This is a genomic window from Streptosporangium sp. NPDC051023 (assembly GCF_040689595.1).
Lineage (GTDB): Bacteria > Actinomycetota > Actinomycetes > Streptosporangiales > Streptosporangiaceae > Streptosporangium.
Genome location: NZ_JBFBCE010000056.1, coordinates 23,687 through 47,706 on the forward strand (window position 1 = coordinate 23,687; position 24,020 = coordinate 47,706).

Consider the following 24,020-nt stretch of genomic DNA (forward strand, 5'->3'; position numbering starts at 1 on the left):
GATCGCGGGAAGAGACAAGGGCAGGCGATTCGCCTGCCCTTTTAGCGTATTTTGTGCACCTTCAGCTGATGATGTCGAGCGCCTTCGTGAAGAGCGGTACGCACGTCATGAAGGCCGTTCCGAACATCAACAGAAGGGGGAGTAGGGGAAATTTCATAGGATTCCTCTTTTGAGGTCGAACGACTGCTTTGCCCCTGTGGGCACCACCTGGGAATCCTGGCATAGGTAGACGACCTATAACATAGTTTTATAGGGCGAAGTTTATTCTGTTTTTGGCGCGCTTGTAATGGGATGAACGGTAGTCTTAATGGGCGTTCTTGTCCTAGCATGGCTTGTTTGGGGGCGTAGCGGCTTCGGGTGCTGCTTCGTTGCCGTTACGATCGGGCGCCGTCTCCCTGACCGCCGAGTCGCCTTCGGAGCTTTTCGGCCTCGACGACCCCGAGGTGGTCGTACAAGACGAGGGCTCGCCGCCAGTGCTCCTCCGCCCGCGCCGTCTCGCCTATGTGAGTGAGCGCGGTGCTCATCTCGTCGAGGGTGAGAGCCTCCTGATAGACGTCACCGATACCGCGCTGCAGGTCGAGGGCCTTCTCATAGAAGCCGATGGCGACGTCGTATCGGCTGGCGCGATGGTGGACGGCGCCAATGCCGCGAAGGGCCAGGCTCTCCTCGCGGCGCTCTGAGACGTCAACCGATATGTGCAGGGCCTTCTGGTGGTGGGTGAGTACCTCTCCGTCCCTTCCCATGAGCGCGTAGCAACTGCCGATGTTGTTCAGTACCTTCGCCTCGTGCCATCGGTCGCCGACCTCACGGCTCCCTTTCAGTGATTTCCGGTAGTAATCGAGTGCTTCGTTGTAGCGCCCCAGGTGCTGGTAGGCGTGGCCGACGTTGTTAAGCCATAGAGACGTGTTATGGGGGCCCATCTGCAGATCGAAGGATGCCGCTTCCTCGTAGTGGCTCAGCGCCTCGGCGTGTAGGCCGATCTGTAGTTCGACGTTGCCGATGTTGTTCAGTGTGATCTGCTGACCGCGCTGGTCGCCGTCCTCCCGATACAAGGCGAGAGCTCGCCGCATGTACTCGGTGGACTCGGCGTAGTCCCCTCTGTGGTAGTGGATGAACGCGATGTGATTGAGGCTGTTGGCCTGACCGTGACGGTCTCCGATCGTTCTACGCAGCCGCAATGCTTGTTCAAAGTAGTTGAGAGCGACGTCGAGCTCGGAACGGTGCCAGTGCACCAGGCCGCTGTGGTCGAGCAGGTCGCCGGTCGCCCACCGGTCTCCGGCGGCGCGCTGGATCTCCAGGGCCTCTGCCGCCAGCCGAAGCGCTTCGTCATGCCGGCCGATCCGCCAGCTGGCCACACTGAGATCACCCTGCGCACGGGCCATCGCCAGTCGATCACCCAGTTTTCGCCAGGTCGCCACGGCACGCTCGTGAATCTCTGCCCCCTCCGCCCAATGTCCCCACAGGTCAAGGTGCTGGCTGAGCGCGTGCGCGAGCATTGCCGCGTGTGTCGCCCACCCATGACCGGCGGCGTGGCGGGTGACAAGGATCAGGTTGTCCAGCTCGGTGTTCATCCAGGTGAGAGCTTGCTCCGCTGTGTCGAACCCGATTCGTGGACGTGATGAATCGGGTACTTCGAACGCACCATGGGCACGGTGTGGATAGAGCATCCGATCCGCCGTGCTCGCCGTGAAGAGGTAGTGGTCGTAGGCGCGCTGGAGGACCTCGGTACGCAAGGACTCCGTCTCCCGATCAGACAGCAGGAGAGCGTACTCGCGGATGAGGTCGTGGAAGTGGTACCGGCCCCTCCGGGATTCGTCGATCAGATGGTGATCGAGAAAGTCGTCAAGGATCTTCTCGGCTTCGGTCAGGTTCGAACCCAGTAGCGCTGACGCGCTCTCGGAGGTAAGGTCCGCTCCCGGATGCAGGCCGAGCCGCCAGAACGCCTGCTGCAGGCGTCTGTCAAGGCTGTGGAAGGACAGCTCGAAGGCCGCGGTGATCTCACGGTTCTCCGCGCGGATCTCCGGCAGGCGCCGTTTCGCCCGGCCCAGCAACTCCGCCAGGTCGGCCACGCTCCACGCGGGCCGGTGCCTGAGCCGATTGCCGACCAGCTGGATCGCCAGGGGGAGGCGTCCGCAGAGCCGGACGACGGAGGCGACATGTTCGGGAGGGAGCGCGAGCCGTGACCCAACGACGCGACCGAACAGCGCCGCGCCGTCTTCGGCGGGCAGTACATCTAGCGAGAGCGAGTGGACGTCGTCAAGCCCGGCCAGCCGCCGTCTACTGGTAATCACGACGAGGCAGCCAGGTGTCCCGGGAATGAGGTGGCTGATCTGCTCGTGACCTGTGGCGTTGTCGAGCATGATGAGTACTCTGCGGTGGGCGAGTTCGGTCCGCCATGTCGTCGCGCGCTCGTCCAGGCTGCTCGGGATGCGGGAGCCGGGGATGCCGAGCCCGCGTAGGAGCCGGTCCAGGGCGGTCGCCGGGTCCATCGCGTCGTGCCGGGTGTCGTGCCCGTGCAGATCGAGGTAGAGCTGCCCGTCCGGGTAGTCGCCCGCGAGCCGGTGGGCCAGGTGTACGGCCAGTGCCGTCTTGCCGACACCTGCCATGCCGTCGATCGCCAGCACAGTGACTGTGTTCCGCCCCGTCTGCCCGCCGGTCAACAGGTTGAGTTCGGTGGTCCTGCCGGTGAAGGTGTAGATGTCCCGGGGGAGATGGTTGGGTGGGATGTTCTCTTGGTCACCGGGGCGAAGAGTCGGCAGCAGGACCGGATCGTTCTGCAGGATGCGTCGGTGCAGCGTTCGCAGTCCGGGACCCGGTTCGGTGCCGAGTTCGTCGATGAGACGTTGGCGGGCTTCACGGTAGGTGGTGAGAGCCTCCATCTGCCGTCCGTCGCGGTAGAGCGTCAACATGAGCAGTTCGACGATTTTCTCGTCGAATGGAAATCGGTTGGCCAGCTCGTGCAGTTCCGTGACGAGATCGGAATTCCGGCCGTGGTTTAATTCGAGTTCGATGCGTTCGAGTATGCTGTCCCGAAGCTCTTCTTCGAGCTTTTGGCGGGTTCTCGCGGCCCATGATCCCGAAAGGCCCGTCAGTGGTTCTCCCCGCCTTAGCCTGACCGCCTCGCGGTACAGCTGGAAAGCTTGTTCGGATTCGCCGTTTTCTCGAGCTGCCCGCGCCTGTGAGCGAAGCGTGCGGAACCGGTGGTAGTCGATGTTCTCCGGATCGGTCTCAAGAAAATACGCCCCGGCGTGGCGCCGCAGGCGTACGGTGTCCTCCGCGTCGTGGAGACGTCTCTTTAATCGTGCGATGTGGGTGTACAGCCGGTCCCTGGCCTTGGCGGGAGGGCGGTCGTCCCACACCCTGTGGATGAGCGACTCCGCGGTTACCGGCTTGCCCGGAGTCATGAGCAGGATGGCCAAAACGTGGCGTTCCTTGGTCCATCCCAGGTCCTGGCGTTGCTCGCTGGACCAAAACTCGACTGGACCGAGAATGCGGAATTCCATTCGAGCCCCTTTGAGAGGGAGCTGCCTTATGGTTCGGTATTTTTTCACCGAGATTGCAGCGAATCCAGTGCTGAGAAGTCCCTCTCGTCCCACGTGTTATTCGCCCTGATCCCGCACAGGACTTCGGCAAGGAATCCGCAAGGGTTTCCGCAAGGTCGGTCGGTGATGCTCGAGGTTGGCAGTGGGCTGCGCCCACCGCCAACCTCGAATCAACCCAGGGGGATGGGGAAGACAAATGTTCGATAACGAATGGAGCAGGGTCCCGGTCGGGCTCGACGCTCGCCGATGGGTGACACGCAGGGACTGCAAGACGGTTCTGGTGGTCGTCCATACCGTCACGTCGGGACAGCGGCTGCTGGACACGGTTCGCCTGGTCGAGTCCGACCTGAGGATCCAGGTCGTGTTCACCATGGCTCCGGACGTCTTCAGCAACGGGGTGGCACAGTTCATCGGCGGCCTGGGCGCCGTCGCGCTGCCCTGGCTGCAGGCGACGCAACAGCGGGAGTTCGACCTCGCCGTCACGGCGAGCCTGGGGGCTGTTCACGAGATCCACGCACCGTTGATCGTCATGCCGCACGGCGCGGGTTTCAACAAGCTGGTGGCCGTACGAGACGGTGCTCGTTCCGCGGGCGACCGCGTGGCGTACGGACTCGACGCCCAGCGGCTGATGCACGACGGCGCCGTGCTTCCCACGGCGATCGTCCTGCCGCACGAGTCCGAGCTCGGACGGCTGGGCCGGACGTGTCCGCAGGCGCTTCCCGCGGCGACGGTCATCGGTGACTCGTCGTACGACAGGCTGATCGCGAGCCTGCCGCACCGCGATTCGTACCGCCGGGCGCTGAAGGTCGGCCGGCACCGGAAACTGGTCGTGGTCACCTCGACCTGGGGGCCGCAGTCGCTGTTCGGCAGACACTCGGGACTGCTGCCCCGCCTGCTCGCCGAGCTGCCGCGCGAGGAGTTCCGCGTGGTGGCGCTCTTCCACCCCAACGTCTGGTTCGGGCACGGCATCTGGCAGGTGCGGACCTGGCTCGCCGACTGCCTGCGGCGCGGGCTGAGCCTGGTGCCGCCCGAGGCGGACTGGCGCGCGGTCCTCGCCGCGGCCGACTGGGTCATCGGTGACCACGGGTCGGTGACCCTGTACGGCGCCGCCACCGGGGCACCGGTCATGCTGGCCGGTTTCCCGCACGCGGACGTCGATCCCGCGTCCGCGCTCGCCAAGCTCGCGGCCGTCGCCCCCCGGGTCTCCAGACGTGGTTCGCTGCGTGACCAGCTCGACAGGGCCGCCGCCGAGATGCGGCCGGGCCAGTACCGGACCGTCACCGAACACATCACCTCGGAGCCGGGGCGGTTCGACCGCAACATGCGCCGTCTCATCTACCGGCTGCTGGATCTGCGACAGCCCGAGCCCCTCCCCCCGACCGCACCGGCACCGGTGCCCCATCTCGTCACGTGAACAGGGCGGATCGAGGAGAGCGGAGGAATCTCATGTCCGGCGAGTTCGTCACGGCCCACCTGTTCAGGCCTGAGCACATGCTCGTTGTGGACCGGATCCCTTCTCCTTCCGGAGCCGTTTCGCGGCCGGGAACGCCGGCGATCCTGGTGACCTCCCGCGAGGGGCCGGTCCGTGAGCCTCACGTCATGCTCCTCACCCGAGGACGCCGTCGTCACGGTGTGCCGCCCGGCGCGCGGGTCTTCGGCGGCACGCATGTCGTCGCCCGTCTCGGTGACCTCGCGGATCGGGACTGGTGTGAGGTCGCGGACGTGCTCGTGGACCGGGGAAGGGCCGTCGCCGTCGCGGCCGACAGCGTTTCAGGTGTCCTCGACCGGTATCCGGGGTGCGAGGTCGCGGTCGGCCGGCACGAGCACGGCTGCCTCGCCGGACTGCGTGACGGACGGTTCATCACGATCACCGGGTCTGTCGGCGGGAGCCCGTGGCCGATGCTCTGCGGATCGTTTCTGTACGGCTGGCAGGTCGCCCGGATGCCGTTCGGCGACCTGACAGTCGCCCCGGTGACCGTCGGCCGGTACACGGCCTCCTCCCCGGGATCGCCCGGGGCACTGGAGGTGACCGGCAAGGCACAGATCAGGCTGACCCGCCGTTTCCCGCGGAACACCGGAGGTGAGTCCACATGACACGAAGGACGGTCGTCGCGGGCGCCGTGAGTTTCTACATGTCGGTGGGGGTGGGGGAGTTCCCGGTGCGGTACGCCTCCACATCGCCGCCACGCTGGCTCGCCACCGGCGTGTCCGGGGCGGCGGGTCACATCGCGCGGATCCTCAAGACGCTGGGTGACGACGTTCGCCTGTGCACCGTGGTCGGCCGTGATCTGCCCGGTGCCGGAATAGTGGCCGAGCTCGGCCGTGAAGGCCTGCTCGGCCCGGGGGTTGTCGAGGGTTCCGAATCGTCGGCGGGGGTGACGCTTGTCGGGCCCGATGGCCGCCGCATGGGATTTCCCCATCTGACACCCGTGAACGAGGTCGCCTACCCTCCGGACCTGCTTGAGTCGAGCGCCCGTGGAGCGGACCTTCTGGTCCTGACGAACGCGAAGTTCGTCCGGGACCTGGTGGGGCCGGCCGCCAGGCTCGGCATCCCCATCGCCGTGGACGTCCACCTCATAGCGGATCTCGACAGCGCGTACAACCGTCCGTGGCTGGAGGCCGGGCAGATCGTCTTCTGCAGCCACGAATGCCTTCCTGACCCGCCGGAGGTGTGGGTGGCGAAGATGTTCGACCGTTACCCGCGCTGCCGGTTGGTAGGGATCGGACTCGGGATACGAGGAGCTCTTCTCGGCACAAGGGAGGGGACACTCATCAGGGTTGAGGCGGTGACGCCGCGGGGCGTCGTCAACACCACCGGGGCGGGTGACGTGCTGTTCGCCACCTTTCTGCATTTTTGGAGGAGCACCGGCGATCCGGTCCAGGCGTTGCGGACGGCGGTGGTGTACGCGGGCTGGAAGATCGGCCACCCCGCGCCGGTGACGGCGTCACTGACCCGCGGGGAGCTGACCCTCCTGAGTGCCTCGCACGCGCCTCGCACCGTCGTGGAGCGCTGGGATGTCTGAGCGCCGGGTGCCCGGGTGCCCGGGTGCCGGGATACTGGGGACTGGGGACTGGGGACTGGGGACTGGGTGCCGGGATGCCCGGGTCAGGTGCCGCCCAGCCGCGACAACCGGTCGTCCAGCTGCCTGCTGCGCGCTCCGCGTTGCGCGAGGATCCGTTGTGCCTCCTGGTAGAGGCCCCGTGCGTCCTCTTCGCGGCGGTCCCGCAGGGCGAGGTCCCCCAACGCCTGCAGGGCCTGCGCCTGCCCCGTCTCGGAACGGATCCGTCGCATCTCCTCCAGCCCCTGGGTGACGAGGCGGGCCGCGGTCTCCGGCTCCCCGGCCTGTGCCCTGCCGAGGAGGACGCGCGCCCGCGCCCGGTTGTACGGATCATCCTGCCCGGCGAGCAGGTCCTCGGCCTCCGCCAGGCAGGCGACGGCCTCCGCCTCGCGTCCCTTCTCGGTCAGCGCGTCGCCGAGGTCGCACAGCAGGAGAGCGACCTTGCGTGGTTCGCCCGCCGCGTGGTAGCCGTCGAGCGCCTCCCGGAAGAGGACGATGGCCTCCTCGACATGCCCCCGGTCCATCTCGATCAGTCCCAGTCTGCGTCTGCTCCCCAATATCCGTCGCCGGTTCCCCTCCCGGTGCCAGATGTCCAGTGCCCGGCGGAAGTCGTCGGCGGCCTCGTCCAACCGGCCCAGGGCGCGAAGCGCCAGGCCGGTCCGGTTCAGCATCTTGGCCTCGGCGGGGGAGTCCGAGCAGGCCCGCGCCGCCGCCAGGCCAAGCCTGTCGACCTCGAGCCGCTCGGCGTGATGGCCACGGTAGAGGAACAGGGGCCACAGAGCGTCCACCAACTGCCACGCCGTGGGGAACAGGTCTCGTTCGAAGGCGGTGCGTATGGCCGCCCTGAGATTGCGGAACTCGAGCTCAAGCCAGTCGAGCGCCTGTGCCGGATCGGTGAACGTGACAGGTTCGGCGGGTTCGTGAACCACCGCGTCACGAATGACGTGGCGATAGGGCATGACCACCTGGTTCACGGTCGCGGTGGTGCACAGGAACCAGTCAAGCGCCCTGCGCAGGGTCTGGTCGCGGGTCGTCTCGGATTCGTTCTGCTCGGCCAGCTCCCGGGCGTGCAGCCGGGTCAGGTCGTGAAAGCGGTACTTGCCGCCCGGCACGTCGTCGAGCAGATTGGCGTCCGTCAGGATCTCCAGCAGCGGCCGGACCTGGGTGCGCGGGAGCGCGACCGTGGCAGCGGCCGACCAGCTGTCGAAGGTGTCGCCGGGGAAGAGCCCGAGCAGTCTGTAGACCTTTGCCGCCTCGTCGGGTGAGAGCTCGTGGTAGGAGAGCATGAGGGCCGCCTGGATCGTCATGTCGTCTTCAACCGACAACTCGGTCAGCCGCCGCCGTTCGTGGGTGAGGGCGTCCACCATCTCGGACAGGGGCCAGTTCGGTCTTGTGGCCAGCCGGGCGGCGGCGACGCACAGGGCGAGGGGCAGCCTGGCGCACAGCTCGACCAACTCGGCGGCCGCGTCCGGTTCGTTTCGCACCCGCTCGTCGCCGACGGTCCGTTCCAGCAACTGCAGTGCCGCGTCCGTGCTGAGCTGTTCGAGCCGGACTCCCCGCGCACCGCGCATCAGCAGCCCCGCCAGACGCCACCTGCTTGTGACGATCGTGATGCTGTTCGCCGAGGCGGGCAGCAGAGGGGTCACCTGGGCGGCCGAGAGGGCGTCGTCCAGCACGATGACCAGGCGGCGCTCGCTCACCAGTGACTGGTAGAGCGCTGAACGCTCCGCCAGCCCCGCGGGGATGCGCTCGGGCGCGATCCCGAATGCGCGGATGAACCGTCCCAGGATCTCCACGGGCCGCACGGGATCGTCGGTGTCGTGTCCCCGCAGGTCGGCGTAGAGCTGCCCGTCCGGGAACCCGCCGCGCTCCCGGTGCGCCCAGTGCAGCGCCACGGCCGTCTTGCCGACCCCCGCAGGGCCGCTGACCACCGCGACCTTGGCCACGCCCGTCCCGGCGTGGCCGGAGCGTATGCCGTCCAGCGAGGCGAGCGCCTCGCCGCGATCGACGAGGAGGTGGCCCGCGGGCAGCTGGCTCGGCTTCGGCATCGGCATCGGCATCGGCATCGGGGGAGACGCCTGATGCAGATGGATCCCGCCGTGAACATCGCGAGCCTGAAGAGCCGGCCCCAGCACGGTCCCGCCCAGCTCGTTGAAGTGGCTTTCGGATTTCTGGTCTCTGTCGCTGAAGTCGGCACCCATCGCCCTGCTCGCGTCGTGACCGAGAAGTCACACCCCTGGGATCGTCATCGACCGGAACGTTGTTTTTCCCGGGAAGGAAAACCGGGTTGGATCTTCCATGCTTACCGGTGTTCGAATTCTCGTCAAGGTCGAAATCCCATCTTCGGTCATTCTCGTCGTCAGGGCAGGTCGGAGCAGCCGCGCTGACCACGGTAAATACTTGTTGGTTCTCATATAAGAGGCATGTCCTTATATGGGAATGGTGGTGACGTGAAATCATGCCGGGAAGTATTTTTGGGTCACCGCATCCATCGAACTCGCGAGCACCGGAAACCCGGCTGATGCGGATAATGTGCGATTTGCCGTTGAGCTCCGATCGACGGCGGTCGACGTGTGTGACGTTTGGGGTGTTCGTCGAGGGAGTTTCCGGCAGCGGGCGGTGAAGTCTCGGCCGATCTCCCGGATTCGGCCGTCGGCCGAGACTTCGCGCGGTCTCGCGGTGTGTCAGGTCCGGCCGGTGCGAGGCTGAGGACGAGGCCGGGGATCCGGCGCATCCCCCTGGATGCGCCGGCGGCCGCCGTCAGGCCTTACCGGGACGGCTCCCCGCCCGGAACCGGGGTGTAACCGGCGGCCTGGGTGGTGAAGGTTCCCCGGCCCTGGGTACGGCTCCGCAGCCGGGTCGCGTAGCCGAACACCTCGGCCAGTGGCACGGTCGCGGTGATCACCACCGAGCCGGCCCTCGTGGTCGTGCCCGAGATCCGGCCACGCCGTGCCGCCAGGTCGCCCAGCACCCCGCCCGCGGCGTCGTCGGGCACGGTGACCGTGACCTCGACCACCGGTTCCAACAGCACTATCCGGCAGGCGCGCAGGGCCTCCCGGAGCGCGAGTTTGCCCGCCGTACGAAACGCCTGCTCAGAGGAGTCCTTGGGGTGGGTGGCACCGTCGGTCAGCGTGACCCGCAGGCCCGTCACCGGGTGGCCGCCGAGGGGGCCGTCCGCCAGGGCGTCCCGGCAACCGGCCTCAACCGCCCGGACGTACTCCCGCGGGACCCGCCCGCCGACAACCGCCGAGCGGAACACGAAACCCGTCGCGTCGTCACCGGCGTCCGGGGCGGCCTCCAGCGGCTCCACGTCGAGAACGACGTGGGCGAACTGCCCGGCACCTCCGTCCTGCTTGACGTGCCGGTACAGCAGCCCGGAAACCCCGGCGACGACCGTCTCCCTGTAGGCCACCCGCGGTCTGCCGACGCCGACCTCAAGCCCGTGGGCGCGACGGATCTTCTCCACCGCGACCTCCAGGTGCAGCTCGCCCATCCCCGACAGCACCGTCTGACCGGTCTCGGCGTCGGTCCGTACGGCCAGCGAGGGATCCTCCTCGGCCAGCCGTGCCAGCGCAGACGCCAGCCGGTCGGCGTCGCCGCCTCCACGGGCCTCGACCGCGACGGAGACCACAGGGTCGGTCGCGGACGGCGGTTCGAGGAGCAACGGCGCCCCGGGCGCGCACAGGGTCGCCCCGGTGCGAGCCGCCTTCAGCCCGACCACCGCGACGATGTCCCCCGCCACCGCCCGGTCAACCTCGGTGTGCCGGTCGGCCTGTACCCGCAGGATCCGGCCGACCCGCTCGGCGCGCCCCGCCCCGGCGTCCAGCACCGTGTCCCCCTTCCGCATCGTTCCCGAGTACACACGCGCGTAGGTCAGCCGTCCCGTGGCGGTCGCGCTCACCTTGAACACCAGCGCGGCGAACGGCGCCGCCGGGTCGGCGGCGCGTTCCCGCGCGGCGCCGTCCCAGACGCCGCGCACCGGCGGCACGTCCAACGGCGAGGGCAGGTAGGAAACGGCGGCATCCAGCAACGGCTCGATCCCACGGTTGCGGTAGGCCGATCCACACACGACCACCACGCCCTCACCGGTACGGGTCAGGTCGCGCAGCACGGTGGTGAGGGTCTCCGCGGAGATCGCCGACTCCGCGCAGAACTCCTCAAGCGCGACCGGGTGAAGCTCGGCCACCGCCTCCTCCAGCAGCCGGCGGCGCCGGCGCGCCTCCTCCCTCAGGGCGTCGGGCACCGGACCCTCCGTGAACGTGCCGCCGCCGTCGGCCCAGAGCAGTGCCCGCATGCGCGGCAGATCCACCACTCCGGCGAACCCGTCCTCCCGTCCGATCGGCAGCTGGACCACCAGCGGGGTACCGTGCAACCGCTCGCGGATCGACTTGACCACCGCATCGAGGTCGGCACCGGCGCGGTCCAGCTTGTTGACGAAGGCGATCCGCGGTACCCCGTACCGGTCGGCCCGCCGCCACACCGACTCGCTCTGCGGTTCGACTCCCGCGACGCCGTCGAAAACCGCGATCGCGCCGTCGAGCACCCGCAGCGAGCGCTCGACCTCGTCGGAGAAGTCGACGTGGCCCGGGGTGTCGATCAGGTTGATTCGGTGGCCGTCCCAGGCGCAGCTCACCGCGGCGGCGAAGATGGTGATCCCACGATCACGCTCCTGGGAGTCGAAATCGGTGACGGTCGTCCCGTCGTGCACCTCGCCACGTTTGTGGGTGGCGCCGGCGACGAACAGGATCCGTTCGGTGACGGTGGTCTTGCCCGCGTCGACGTGGGCGAGGATGCCCAGGTTGCGGACGCTGTTCAGCTGATCGGTGAGCTGTCGATGTGGGGCGGTACGCATGGCCTATGGCCCTTCTTGAGGATCCAGACAGGACAGCGCGATTCCCAGACGGAACAGGCCTGAGGCCAGGCCACGGGGAAACCCTCATGTGACGCGACCGCGTCGGGGTACGTCCGGCCGGTTACCCCGGTGCCGGGCGGAAAAGGGATCAGGTGTTCGTCAGGGGGACGTCCGGTGCCGGCCGCGCAGCCGCCACCGGGACGAAGAAGACACCAGGATCACCTCGTAGCGTGACGGGGGAATGACCGCGGTGGTGCTGTGACGCACGACGGGCTCCCTTCCCTCGTCGAAGCGCACCGCGGTGCCGTGGCGGCGCGTCGTTCGTGGCGAGTGTAATGAAACAGGCCCGAACGGAGAACCGGTTTTCTCGTCGGTGTCTTCTCCCGTCGGCGACGCGTCCAGGAACCGGCCTCGGGGGCCGGGTCTCACCGGTTTCAGGCGGCCGGGCGGGTTCCACGGGTCTCCGCCGCTGGAGTCGTGATCCTGAGGTCGTGTCATTCCGCGGCCAACCTCCCGTCAGCTGATCGGCACTTTCCATGCGGAGCGCCACCGGCGTATTGCTGGAACGGCATCGACAAATAAGATGACCTCAATACGGAATAGGCGGTGCCGAAATGCAAAACGAGCTTGTTCCATGGATGTGCGCGTTGGCTCGGGAAAGTTTCGAGCGGTTGATCACACTCCGTTGAGTTGTGTGATTGATGTGTCACGGGGTTCGTTGGAAACGGTTTCGGGGAGTGTCCTTCCGGTCACTGTCACTCACCTCGAAGGCTCCTGGACGGGGTGTCGTCGGATAATCCCCGCCGGCAATGAGACTGTTTTGGCGAACCTCGTTGAGTTGTGAGCGAGAATGACGTCGACCGATGTCCCCGCCCACGCAGGCGCTGTCGCGGTTTGCGGGGATAACCGGGTCCCCGGCCGTGTGTCGACGTGTTCGCCGAGGTGCGGAGTCCGGTGTCGGAGCGGAGTCGGCGGCCGGCCGCGGCGTCTTGTTCTCGCCATCGCGGGGCACGGGTGATCGCTGGTCCGCGCCGGTGTGGCTCTTTGTCCCATGGGGTGAGTCCCGCGGCGCGAAGTCGGTTGGGGCGGGGTGTCATCCACGCAGGTAGGCCGAGCTGGGCTAGTGGTGCACCGCGCTCAGCTCGGCCACTTTCGGGTTGATCTCGGCCTGGCGCGGTCCGGCCCGCTTCGCCGTGGCGCATACAACGTGTCGTCACGCGCGAGATCGGGGAGCGCGGCCGGCTGTCGCGTGTCTGCACCGTCACCGCCGGCCGCTGGTCACGGGTTTACCAGGCTGTCGGTCGCCGTTGTGACCAGATCGTCACGCGGCTGTAGTGGCCGCATAAATTACGCATTTAATTACGTCCAGCTGATTCCATGCCGCATCGCTGTCACCTCCCCTCAAGGAGTGCTCCCAAACCCTGTCTTATGTGGATATAGGAGGAAATGATCTTAACAATCCGATGATCAGGTATTGATAGTGGTGTGTCAAGGCTTGATCTATAGTTTGGCCCTGGTTAGATTGGGTCCGGTCTTTACTCTGTGGTGATTCGGGGTGAGGTTTGTATGTCGAAACCCCTGGCTCACAGAGACGGAGAGGGGCGATCCGGCGAGCCGGTTCGCTTTCGAGAGGTCTTCAACGTCCCGGAATACCGGAGATTGTGGGGCGCGACGGTCGTCTCCGAACTCGGGGATCAGCCGGCGCGCGTCGCGGTCGTGGTCCTCGTTTTTCCGTGAGACTTCTTCCGCATGGTTGACAGCACTTTCCTACGCGCTGAGCTGTCTTCCGGCGATTGTGGACGGGACGTTGCCGGCCGGGCTCGTTGACCGGTGCTCACGGAAATTCGCTGCTCAGCGAGGTCCGGATCAGATCCTCTGTGTTGGCAGCCGACCATTGGCGGGAGACGGCAGGCCGTTCGGCCAGCCACGCTCCTGCGGCGTCCGTGCTCATGGGCCGGCCGTACAACCAGCCCTGGGCGCCGTCGCACCCCATCTCGCGCAGCAGCGCGGCGGTGCGGGCGTCTTCGACGCCCTTGGCCACCGAGCGCATCCCCAGGGAACCGACGAGGTCCACTATGGACCGTACGATCGCGGCGTCCTCGCTCGACGAGGTGAGCCGCCGTACGAACGAAGCGTCGATCTTGACCTCCTCGACGGGCAGGCGCTGGAGCCTTACGAGTGAGGAGTAGCCGCTCCCGAAGTCGTCGAGGGTGAGGGGGATGCCGAGGTCGGCGAGGGTCTGCACGATCTCGGTGATGTGTGTCTGGTCCGTCATCAGAATCCGCTCGGTCACCTCGAGCTGAAGCGCGTGCGGCGGAACGCCGAGGCGGGTCATCCCGGCGCTGATCACCTCGGGGAGGCCGGAGTCGAGCAGGTCCCTGGCGGACACGTTCACCGAGACCTGTACCTGCTGGCCGGCTGCCCACCAGCGGGCCACCTGGACCAGGGCGCTGTCGATCACATGCTGGGTGAGCAGATGCATGAGATAGGACCGCTCTGCCAGCGGGATGAACTCCTCGGACGGGATCAGGCCGTGGGTGGGGTGGTGCCACCGTAGGAGCGCCTCCATTCCGACGGGCCGTCCGTCCGACAGGCGCACCTTGGGCTGGTAGTAGAGGCTCAGCTCGCCATCGCCGCCGATGGCGAGGGCGCGTCGCAGATCGTCGAGCAGACTGAGCCTCGCCGGCGAGTTGCGATCCTTGTCCGGCTGATACATCTCCACCCCGGTCCGGGCCTCTTTGGCGACATACATGGCCGCGTCCGAGCGTTGCAGCAGCAGCTCGGAGTCGGGGGCGTGGTCCGGATGTAGCGCGATTCCGATCGAGGCGTCCCTGTCGAAGGACATGCCCTCCAGCCATACAGGTTCGTTCAGCGCGGCTCGCAGCCGTGCGGCCACCTCGCGAGCGGTATCGGCGTCCCGGACGGAGGGCAGGAGAACGGCGAATTCGTCGCCACCGAGCCGGGCGACGACATCCCCCGGCCGTACGCTGTGGGTCAGCCGATGAGCCATGATCTGCAGCAGGCGGTCACCGACCGGATGTCCCAGCGTGTCGTTGACCTCCTTGAATCGGTCCAGGTCGAGCAGGAGTAGTCCGACCCTTTCCGTCTTCTCGGTCAGTGCCTCCTGGGTGCGCGTCATGAGCAGCTTGCGATTGGGCAGCCCTGTCAGTCCGTCATGCGTCGCTTGATGATCACGATGGACCGATAGCGTCGCGGTCAGATGAACGGCGATCAACGGGGCGACGAACAGAAGGACGAACGGCGGGGAGTTGTGCATCACCACCACGACCACCGGAGCGAACCCCAGAAGCGTTCCTTGGACCAGGCTCTGGTAGGCCAGCGTCTTTTTGAGGACCTGTGGCAGCGAACGGCGCTCATGAAGGGCGGCGGCGGTGCAGGCCAGTGTGTAGGTGATCGCGAAATACATGAGCGCGGCGAGTGCCACGAGGCCGATGTGGCCGCCCTCGGGCACCCAGGCGTGCGAGGGGGCCGCCCGCACGCCGAAGGCGCCCAGCGTGACCGCCGCCGCCGTGAACGCCAGCGTCAGCTGCGCGGCGTTGAAGATCGTACGATGCCAGGTCTCGCGTACCACCAGTCCGCTGAAGAGGACCGCCGCCACCTGCAGAAGCACCGCGATGGACAGGCCGTAGTAGAGCAGCGTGGCGAACGCGAAAAGCGTCGAGGTCGGTGTGCCGCCGACGGCGATCGGCGTGACCACGGGACGTAGTTCACCGAGTACGATCAGGCCTGCCAGCATCCAGAACAGCGGCGCGTGCAGGAGATGGGAAAAGTCCGTGACGTCTGTCCGGAATAGGGTGATGGCCAGTGTGGTGAGCCCGATCGTGCTCACTGCGGTGAGGTAGACCCACAGCGGTGACCCCGCTCGGGGGCCAATGTCTCGGGTGTCGGTTGGATCTTTCATCACCTTTACGCCCCCCGGCAAAAGTAACAGTCAGTCCAGATTGCGAAACATCACGCGCGTAGGCGGCTATAACCCTGGGCCTGCTCTTGGGAGATATCTAGAAGTTTCGCTACAATTCAGATGGCTTCCATGGAGGCGGGACTTCAGCTCTCATGGCCATTCGAGACCCATTTTGATGGTTGGTCCGGATTTTTCGTGATCTTAGGGGATCATCCCCTTTGCCGTCAACACTACTTCTTTCGCTCAAGGTTGTGACTCTGTCAGCAAACTCACATGAACTTGATCAAGGCGGACCTGTCGCTATGATGCAGCCGAAGATGCCGAGACGGGACATGACGTCGTCAATACGCCCATGGAGGCATGCGGAGATCGCGGCCGGAGCGGTGAAGTCCTCGCCGAGGATGAATTCGTGAAGTTGAGTGGTTCGCGGACGGCGAAAGCATCGGAGTGATCGCGGGCGACTTGTGCGCGGGATTGCGGCGCAACCACTTCGAGGTGATAGTCCGAGGTGTGGATGACCACGTCGAAAGCCAAGAGTTCGGTCACCCGTGAGAATCTGAGTGCCAGTGCCCGGGGTAATCTCAGGGTGAGATAACGACTGTGGGCAACGAACTCTTTGTGCGTTCTCCGTTGGAGATCGTAGAAGATTCCGCGATGGCATGGCAGACAGGCATCACCTCGCGCGGCCCCGACACCGCTCTGTTCGCAACTCACTCGAACAGCGAGCAGATGTACGTCGACGAACGCGACGGCCGCGAGATAGCGCTTCGACTTCGTTCGGTAACGTGCAGGCTGAGATAGTTGACATAGGTTAGGGCGTTGTAATATTCACGTTTCTCGCCGCCGAAACCTCTCGAAGATGGCTGATCTCCCTGAAAGCGGAGAGAAGGCAGGGCGTTTTGTCAGGTGAGCTCTCCGTCGGAGCCTGCCCCGCGCCCGACCAGGCCGGTTTCGCAGGCGACCACGGCCGCCTGCACCCGGTCGCGCACGCCGAGTTTGGCGATGATCGTGGCCACGTGACCCTTCACGGTTGAAGGGCTCAGACCGAGCCGCGCGCCGATCTCGCCGTTGCTCAGCCCCCTGGCCACATGGGCCAGCACCTCCCTCTCCCGAGGGGTGAGCACGCCGAGCTCCTCCGTGCGCGCCGGGCGCGGGGCCATGGTGAGGAGGTGGCCGATCAGGCGCCTGGTCAGGGCGGGATCGAGCAGGGCGTCACCGGCGGAGACCACGTGAACGGCGTCGATGATCCGCTCCGGCGTGCTGTCCTTGAGCAGGAACCCGGCCGCTCCGGCGCGCAGCGCCCCGAACACATAGTCGTCCAGGCCGAAGGAGGTGAGCACGATCACCCGGGTACCGGGCACCTCGGCGAGGATCCTCGCGGTCGCGGCCAGGCCGTCAAGACACGGCATCCTGATGTCGAGGAGCGCCACGTCGGGCCGCAGTGAAACGGCCAGTTCCACCGCGGCCTCCCCACCCGCGGCCTCCCCGACCACGCGCAGGTTCTCCTCCGCGTCCAGCACCGCGACGACCGCCGCCCGCACCATGGTTTCGTCCTCGGCGACGATCAGTGTGGTCTCGGTACCGCGGGCCGGACGCACACCGCTCATGTGGGCAGCCAGACACGCACCGCGCCGTCCGACCGGACCATCCGCCCTCCCGCTGCGTCGGCCAGCGTGCGCAGCCGCCGTCGGGCGTCGCTCCCCGCTCTGCCGGAAACGGTCACCCCGGAGGGCAGGTAGGAGACGGTCGGCTCGTGCGGCAGGATCTCCTTGGCCACGAAGAAGGCGGTGACCTCGATGGCGGCGGGCACTTCGCGGCGGGTTCCCCGGTAGCGCGCGAGCACGTGGTGCCTGGCGGCCAGGGCCGCGATCCCGGGCAGTGTGGGTGGCGGGTCGTCACCCCCTACCGGGTCTCGCAGCACCTCCAGCAGCGCTCTGAGCGCGGCGAGCGCTCCGCGCGCCTCGGCGAGCACCGCCTCGGGACATCCCGACCGTCCTGCGCCGGCCACCGCTTCGATGTGCCCGGCGACGCTCTCCCGCAGACCTCGGGACACCCTTTCCCGCTCGGCCAGCATCGCGGCCACCGCCTCACCGGTGAGCAGCGCGCGCTTCCTTGCCTCGGTCGCGTTGCGGCGGGCACGGGCGGCTCCGGCGGTCAGGCCGCAGCCCCAGGCCACCGCCACCGCTGTGACCAGCGCGAGCACGACCCAGGCGGCCGACTGCACCGCTCCGATGCCCTGCTCGCTCGCCAGGGTCACGCCGCCGACCGCGGCCACGGCCACCGGCGCGGGCCAACTCCTGCCACGCCGTACGGCTCCCGCGCTGAAGAGCAGGGTGAGCTCGACCCAAGCAACACGAGAGGAAGGTGTCACCGGGGGGCTGCACCGGCCACAGGAGCAGTAGCGGGTAGACCGACAGGGCCGCCGCGAGGCTCCGTCCTGGAGCACTTCGCCGCCAGGCCAGCGGCAGGGCGTGCAGGACGAACAGCGGGGCCAGGAACGCGACCTGCTCACCGGCCGGTTGCGGGAAGCGGCCGGGAAGCAGCATGGTCCCGAGGGACAACGCGACGGCCACCAGGACCAGCGCGTAGTCCCAGGCTCTGGCACCCCGCCAGCCTTCCGCCCGCTCCCGCGCGTCCTCGCGGGCCAGTGGGAGTGTCGCACGGACCGTCCAGCCACGGCCTTCTGGACCCGCGCTGAAGGATCCCCCGCAGGAGGAGACCGCCGTCGCCAGCCCGTGCAGGCCGTGCCCGCCGCCGATTTCGCCGAGATCGGCCCCGCCCTCGTCGCTGATCGTCACCACCAGGCCGTGCTGCCGTACCTCCTCGATCGCGACCCGCGCCCGGCCGCCGTTCGCGTGCCGGGAGGCATTGGTCAGGGCCTCGCGTACCACCTGGTAGGCCGCCGCGGCGATCCGCGGAGGCACACGATCCGCGGTCCTGCTGTAGGTGAGGCCGGGATGGGGTCACGCCGCCACGAGATCGTCGATCTCGGCCAGGCCGGCCGGGGCGGGATGCCGGTGGGCGGCGAGCAGGTTCAGCTCGGTGACGGCGTGGCGGCCGGATTCTGCGGCGTTCCGCATGGCATGGGTGAGCCGGCCGGGGTCGGCGAGATGGAGTGCGGCGGAGGTGCAGGCCACGATGCCGGTGAGCCGATGGACCAGGGTGTCGTGCAGTTCGGTGGCGAACCGGAGGCGCTCGGTGTCGGCGGCGAACCCCGGGATCGCGCGGGCGCCGACCCGGTGGGCGGTCAGCGCCGAGCGCCGGGCCGTACGTCGTCGGCGTGCCCTGCCCGTCGACCAGGCCGCGGCCGCCAGGGCCGCCGCGACCAGCGTGACTCCGGCCACGGTCCGGGGGTGGTGGCCGCGCACCGCGACCGTGACCGCCACGCCGACGACCGCCGCCCCCGCCGCCAGTGCGGCGATCTCCGCGATGTACCGGACGGCCAGGCCGTACAGCACGACCACGGTCAGCAGCAGCCACGGCAGCCACCAGATCTCGGCGGGATCGCGCAGTCTGACCGTGACACCCCGATCCATCGTCCCGAGTCCCCACCAGACCATTCACGAAACTCCGCAATCAGTCGGTGAATCGAGGTGCGTTGTCTGAGGTCTCACCAGCCCTTGGCCTTTCCACGCCCGGGGCCTGTCCGCCGCGGCTCAGCCTCTGACGATGACGGAGTGAGGCCCCCGGGGGATCAGTTCGCCGATGACAGGGGCGCCGGGAATCTCACCCGCGAGCAGGAGACCGCCGGAGGTCTGGGCGTCGGCGAGCAAGATCATCGTTTCCTCGTCGGCGGACCGGGCATCGGTGTGCGGAGCCACCCAGGCCAGGTTGCGGCGCGAGCCTCCGGGCACGTAACCGTCACGTACCGCGTTGCGGGCGCCCGCCAGTAGTGGCACGGCGGCCGCGTCGACCACCGCTGTCACACCGGAGGCGCGGGCGAGCTTGTACAGGTGGCCGAGCAGCCCGAACCCGGTAACGTCCGTCGCGCACAGGACACCCGCCTCGACGGCGGCCCGGCTCGCCTCGGCGTTCAGCCGGGTCATCGTCTCCACTGCCTCCTCGAACACCTCACCTGTCGCTTTGTGTCGGTTGTTCAGCACGCCCAGGCCGAGCGGTTTGGTCAGCGTCAACGGCAACCCGGCTTTTCCCGTGTCGTTACGGAGCAACCGCGCAGGGTGGACGATTCCGGTCACCGCCATGCCGTACTTCGGCTCGGGGTCGTTCACGCTGTGGCCGCCCGCCAGATGGCATCCGGCCTCGGCGGTGACACTCGCACCGCCGCGCAGTACCTCACGGGCGATCTCGTACGGCAGGACGTCCCTGGGCCAGCAGAGCAGGTTCACTCCGATCAGCGGTCGCCCGCCCATCGCGTATACGTCGGAGAGCGCGTTGGCCGCCGCGATCCGCCCCCAGTCGTATGGATCGTCCACCACGGGGGTGAAAAAGTCGGCGGTGCTCACCACGGCCGTGTCCTGCTCGATCTGAACCACGGCCGCGTCGTCTCCGGTGTCCAAGCCCACCAGCAGCTCGCCAACGGCTCGCTTCGGAGTCAGGACGCCCAGCCCGGCAAGTACTTCCTCCAGCTCTCCCGGTGGGATCTTGCAGGCGCAACCGCCGCCCTGCGCGTACTGCGTAAGCCGCATCACGGCTCCCTTCGGCCCACATGAGGCTACGGGTGTGCGGAGCGGACGGCTCCCTCTACGGTTCTGCCCGGCCTGCGGTTCTGCCCGGCCGACCGGTTGACCGTCCGCCGCGCGGGCCACGCGATTCGCTCTCCCGCGCGACCGGTGCGACGCGGAGGAGCGGCACACCTTACGCCCTCGCCCATCCACGGACGTGCGGAGAAGAAGGCAAAACGTTATCCCTTCATGAGGACAGTATGGCCGGATAGCCCCAAGGGAAGGGGAAAAATCTGTCCGGGAAAAGCTCTGTTCGAGGGAAGAGCTTGATCGAGAACCTACATGATCACCTTGACTCGATCAAGGATTTTCTGATGTGGCGCTCCTGAATATGTGTTGAAATCACTGCTGTTCAATCGTTCCGGCGAGGGCCGGCGAGTACGGTCTCAGGGTGTGCCGTACCGGAACGATATCCGCTCCGCTTCGTGTGGTCCGCCGTCCGGAGACCATGGGCCGCCGGTTGCGCCGCCTCGGATCCGGAGCTCTTTTCGGGATCGGTGACCGGCAGGGAAGGGCATGCGTCGGCCATATTGGTGGCTCATGAGTCAGCGAGCTTTCTTGAGTCGTCTCGGTGGGCTACTTTGGCGACAATTCAGCTGAGTTGTGTCGCCCCTGTCATCGGCCGCATCGAAGACGTCAACACCCTGCACGCGCTCGCCGCTGTCGTCGCGCAGCAGCCCATATCCAGCGAGCTGCTCACGAGGCCGTTCACGACGACGATCTTCGTACTCCAGCGGCTGGTAGTACGCCGGGACCAGCCCCAACCGGCTGACTGCGTCTCCAGCGTCATCGAGCCGATCAGGTGCACCGGAATGTGGGTGTGCGGATGTAAGTCGACGGCATGCTGTATGCGTCACTCAAGGGCTGGGTTTCCCGTTTTATTCGCGGTCTCTCCATCGGTGCGGCATGCTTGTGCTTTCCATTGCTTCGTGGCTGTTGCCTCTGGGGTTCGAGGTGCGTCGCACAGCGGCAACGGTGGTCGTGGCGGGCTTCACGCTAAGTGAGCTGATGGGAGGAGGAGGCATCGTAAGATGTCACTGCGATGGCCGGTGCCGACTGAGCTGGTCAATAGCAACGACTCGGTGACTGCGACACGGTGGGGCAGGTCCTGGGGTTCGGTTTTCCCGCCGAAGCCCCGTCCGGAATGTTTCACGTTGCCCTCGCCACCCCGATCATATTCGACACCGCCCTGGGGGCCTTGCCGCGGTCGGTGCCTTTGCCGCTACATGTTCGGTTCCCTACCTGGTCAAGCCGATCGGCGGCGATGCATCGCAGACCGGAGAATTCTCCATTAAAGGTCGCAGTGTATTGTGCCGAGCCACATGGTTCCTGTCCTTTGCAACACTGGCAGCCGCACTAGTCTGGACGCTGTGGTGAAACACATGACAAGAACGATGGTCGCCGTGATCATTATGGCGGCCGTCACCTCGTGCTCATCGACTTCTCCCACATCACCGGATGCCGCGGTGGCCGCTCTGCTGAAACGCCCCCTGAACGGCCCCTCGGTCACTCCCGGTGCCGGTTGCCCCGTCACCCGGACGACGACACGTCCGACGACGCTGAGCGGGGATCTGCTCGGCGACGGTCCGGCGCGGCCCTCCATGAAATCCGTGCTCCGCTACACCGGGGAGGAGCCGGGCACCCTGTTCGCGAACAGCGGGTGGGCTGGCGAGAAGGTGCTGTGGTTCACCGCTCCCGACCTCTCCGGGCCGGTTGTCATCAGAGGCGTTCGTCTTGACGGCAGCACTCCCGTCGCCTTCGACGGCACGGAGGGGCAATCGCTGGAAAGCAAGATCGTTGTCCTTCCCGAACGCAACGCCGGTGATTGGCGGGATCGCCCGAGCTATGTCCGGCTGAAGGCGCCCGGCTGTTACGCGTTCCAGGTCGACACGCTGGCGGGCTCCAGCTTCGTCGTCTTCCAGGCACTCGGCCCCGTTGTCACCTGATGCGGGCAGGTGACCGGAGCAGCGGCCTCCGTGTGGTCAGGCGCGCCTGCCCGATGCGCGCGTGTGACGCGGAGGGACCTCTCCGGATAGGTTCCCCGCGATGCCCGGACCGCGGGGAATGGCGTGATCCATGGATCGGCGAGGAGAATTCCACGACATGACGGATCCTCGTCGTTCGATCCCGCGCACGGATGTCCTGCTCGCCGATCCACGGCTGGCCGAGGCACGACGGCGGCTGGGATACGAGCTGGTCAAGAACACGGTCGTCGCCATGCAGCAGCGTGCCCGGGAGGGGACCGTCCCTCCCGGGGAGATCCTGGCGGTCGTGCTGGCGGCGCTGCCCGCAAGCGCCGCCGGACTACGTCCGGTGATCAATGCCACAGGCGTGCTGCTCCACACCAACCTGGGCCGCGCTCCGCTCTCGGCCGCAGCCCGCCAGGCGGTGGAGTCGGCCGCCGGGGTCACCGACATCGAGCTGGACCTCGACACGGGCACCCGTGGCAGGCGGGGGCGTACGGCTTTCGCCGTGCTGGCCGCCGCCGTACCCGAGGCCGAGGGCGTGCACGTGGTGAACAACAATGCCGCGGCCCTTGCCCTGGCGGCGACGGCGTTCGCCGCGGATCGGGAGATCGTGATCAGCCGGGGCGAGCTCATCGAGATCGGCGACGGCTTTCGCCTTCCCGACCTGCTGGTCTCCACCGGGGCGCGACTGAGGGAGGTCGGCACCACCAACCGCACCTCCATCCGGGACTACGCCGGGGCGATCGGCCCCGAGACCGGGATGGTGCTGAAGGTCCATCCCTCTAATTACCAGGTCAAAGGGTTCACCTCGGCCGTCTCGATCGCCGAGCTCGCGCCGCTGTGCCGACGGCACGAGGTTCCTCTCGTGGGCGACGCCGGATCCGGGCTGCTACACCCTGAGCCACTGCTGCCGCAAGAGCCCGACGTGACCACGTGGTTGCGCCAGGGCGCCGATCTGGTCACCACCAGCGGGGACAAGCTGCTCGGCGGTCCCCAGAGCGGATTGCTCTTCGGCCGGGCGGATTTCGTTGACCGGCTGCGCCGCCATCCGCTGGCCCGGGCGCTGCGGGTGGACAAACTCACCCTGGCCGCGCTGGAGGCCACGGTCGGCGGGCCGCGTACACCTACCTGGGAAGCGCTGCACGTCGACCCCGAGGCCCTGTACGTCCGTGCCGAAAAACTGGCGGCCCGGCTGCGGGACGAAGGTGTCAACGCTGAGGCGGTCGACAGCTTGGGCATGGTCGGCGGAGGTGGTGCTCCCGGAGTGTCACTGCGGGGGGCTGCCGTCGCTCTCGACGAGGGTTTCGCAGCCCCGCTGAGGCATGGGGAACCCCCGGTGCTCGGCCGGGTCGAGCGGGGCCGTTGCCTGCTCGACCTGCGGACGGTTCCGGAAGCCGACGACGAGACGCTGCTGGCCGCGGTCATCGGCGCGGCAGGTTCCGGCATGGAACGACCACGCGTCTCGCCGTCACGGAACGACGTGTGAGACGGCAGAACGACGCGTGAAGTGGCGGAACGACGCGCGGGGCGGCGGCCGGACCACCGGCGTGGAACGGCACCGGAGGTAAGGACGTGCATGTCGTCGCGACCGCGGGACACGTGGACCACGGCAAGTCCACCCTGCTGCGTGCCCTGACCGGGATGGACCCCGACGGTGGGCCGAGGAGAAACGCCGGGGTCTCACCATCGATTCCCGCTCCGCCTGGGGGGCGGGCAGTGCTGCGCGATGTGGTGATTCCGCTGCTTGAGTACCTGGATCGGCGGGGCCGTACCCGGCGGATCGACGGCGTCCACCGGATGATCTCCAGGTGACATGATCCGTTAGAGTTCTTCTTGGAGGCGACTGGGCGCCTGGTGGCCCTCCCGGTCTTCAAAACCGATGGCGCCGAGTATCTCGGCGCGGCGGGTTCGATTCCCGTTCGCCTCCGTATACGAACACGGCGTTTCCGCTCCGGATCATTGTCCCGTGGCACCCCTTCGGACTGGGGGAGCCGAC

Annotated in this window: 14 protein-coding genes, 1 tRNA gene and 1 pseudogene; 7 read left to right on the forward strand and 9 right to left on the reverse strand. The window is 67.3% G+C overall.

Annotated features, from left to right (window positions below):
* Positions 1-374: 374 nt before the first annotated feature.
* Positions 375-3,503 (reverse strand): tetratricopeptide repeat protein, encoded by a 3,129-nt coding sequence (locus AB0395_RS30710; protein ID WP_366287095.1) that lies wholly within the window; start codon positions 3,501-3,503, stop codon positions 375-377.
* A 235-nt stretch (positions 3,504-3,738) separates the two neighbouring features.
* On the opposite strand from AB0395_RS30710, the gene AB0395_RS30715 reads away from it, so the two are divergent.
* Genes AB0395_RS30715 through AB0395_RS30725 form a run of 3 tightly spaced genes read left to right on the forward strand, consistent with a single transcriptional unit; the run spans position 3,739 to position 6,565 of the window.
* A complete protein-coding gene (locus AB0395_RS30715) occupies positions 3,739-4,956 on the forward strand; it encodes a hypothetical protein (protein ID WP_366287097.1) in 1,218 nt (405 codons plus the stop codon).
* A 32-nt stretch (positions 4,957-4,988) separates the two neighbouring features.
* A complete protein-coding gene (locus AB0395_RS30720) occupies positions 4,989-5,636 on the forward strand; it encodes a hypothetical protein (protein ID WP_366287099.1) in 648 nt (215 codons plus the stop codon).
* Positions 5,633-6,565 carry a carbohydrate kinase family protein gene (locus AB0395_RS30725; protein WP_366287101.1) on the forward strand — a complete coding sequence of 311 codons (933 nt, stop codon included), beginning with the start codon at positions 5,633-5,635 and terminating at the stop codon, positions 6,563-6,565. Before AB0395_RS30720 ends, AB0395_RS30725 begins: the two co-directional genes overlap by 4 nt.
* 83 nt (positions 6,566-6,648) lie before the next feature.
* On the opposite strand, the gene AB0395_RS30730 is transcribed toward AB0395_RS30725, so the two are convergent.
* The 8 genes and pseudogenes from AB0395_RS30730 to selD all read right to left on the reverse strand — a co-directional run bounded on the left by AB0395_RS30730 (position 6,649) and on the right by selD (position 20,021).
* Entirely contained in the window at positions 6,649-8,649 is a 2,001-nt protein-coding gene (locus tag AB0395_RS30730; protein ID WP_366287103.1) for a tetratricopeptide repeat protein, read from the reverse strand.
* A gap of 719 nt (positions 8,650-9,368) precedes the next feature.
* Positions 9,369-11,453 (reverse strand): elongation factor G, encoded by a 2,085-nt coding sequence (fusA, locus tag AB0395_RS30735; protein ID WP_366287105.1) that lies wholly within the window; start codon positions 11,451-11,453, stop codon positions 9,369-9,371.
* Between the two features lie 1,834 nt (positions 11,454-13,287).
* Entirely contained in the window at positions 13,288-15,303 is a 2,016-nt protein-coding gene (locus tag AB0395_RS30740; RefSeq protein ID WP_366287107.1) for an EAL domain-containing protein, read from the reverse strand.
* 974 nt (positions 15,304-16,277) lie between these two features.
* Positions 16,278-16,982, reverse strand: a complete 705-nt coding sequence (locus tag AB0395_RS30745) for a response regulator transcription factor (protein ID WP_366287110.1) — start codon at positions 16,980-16,982, stop codon at positions 16,278-16,280.
* Positions 16,979-17,746, reverse strand: coding sequence for a hypothetical protein (locus tag AB0395_RS30750; protein ID WP_366287133.1), 768 nt, complete (start codon positions 17,744-17,746; stop codon positions 16,979-16,981). Before AB0395_RS30750 ends, AB0395_RS30745 begins: the two co-directional genes overlap by 4 nt.
* A gap of 283 nt (positions 17,747-18,029) precedes the next feature.
* Positions 18,030-18,299, reverse strand: a pseudogene (locus tag AB0395_RS30755) (ATP-binding protein); the annotation flags it as partial.
* Positions 18,300-18,338: 39 nt separating this feature from the next.
* The gene (locus AB0395_RS30760) at positions 18,339-18,935 is read right to left on the reverse strand and encodes a histidine kinase dimerization/phosphoacceptor domain-containing protein (protein ID WP_366287112.1); all 597 of its coding nucleotides are present in this window, start codon (positions 18,933-18,935) and stop codon (positions 18,339-18,341) included.
* A 96-nt stretch (positions 18,936-19,031) separates the two neighbouring features.
* The gene (gene selD, locus AB0395_RS30765; protein ID WP_366287114.1) at positions 19,032-20,021 is read right to left on the reverse strand and encodes a selenide, water dikinase SelD; all 990 of its coding nucleotides are present in this window, start codon (positions 20,019-20,021) and stop codon (positions 19,032-19,034) included.
* 1,430 nt (positions 20,022-21,451) lie between these two features.
* On the opposite strand from selD, the gene AB0395_RS30770 reads away from it, so the two are divergent.
* From AB0395_RS30770 to AB0395_RS30785, 4 genes are all read left to right on the forward strand, one after another.
* Entirely contained in the window at positions 21,452-22,003 is a 552-nt protein-coding gene (locus AB0395_RS30770; protein WP_366287116.1) for a hypothetical protein, read from the forward strand.
* 157 nt (positions 22,004-22,160) lie between these two features.
* Complete coding sequence (selA, locus tag AB0395_RS30775) at positions 22,161-23,510, forward strand: L-seryl-tRNA(Sec) selenium transferase (protein ID WP_366287117.1); 1,350 nt, start codon at positions 22,161-22,163, stop codon at positions 23,508-23,510.
* Between the two features lie 86 nt (positions 23,511-23,596).
* A complete protein-coding gene (locus AB0395_RS30780) occupies positions 23,597-23,836 on the forward strand; it encodes a SelB C-terminal domain-containing protein (RefSeq protein ID WP_366287118.1) in 240 nt (79 codons plus the stop codon).
* Between the two features lie 23 nt (positions 23,837-23,859).
* Positions 23,860-23,952 (forward strand) — tRNA-Sec (locus AB0395_RS30785).
* The last annotated feature ends 68 nt before the right edge of the window (positions 23,953-24,020 follow it).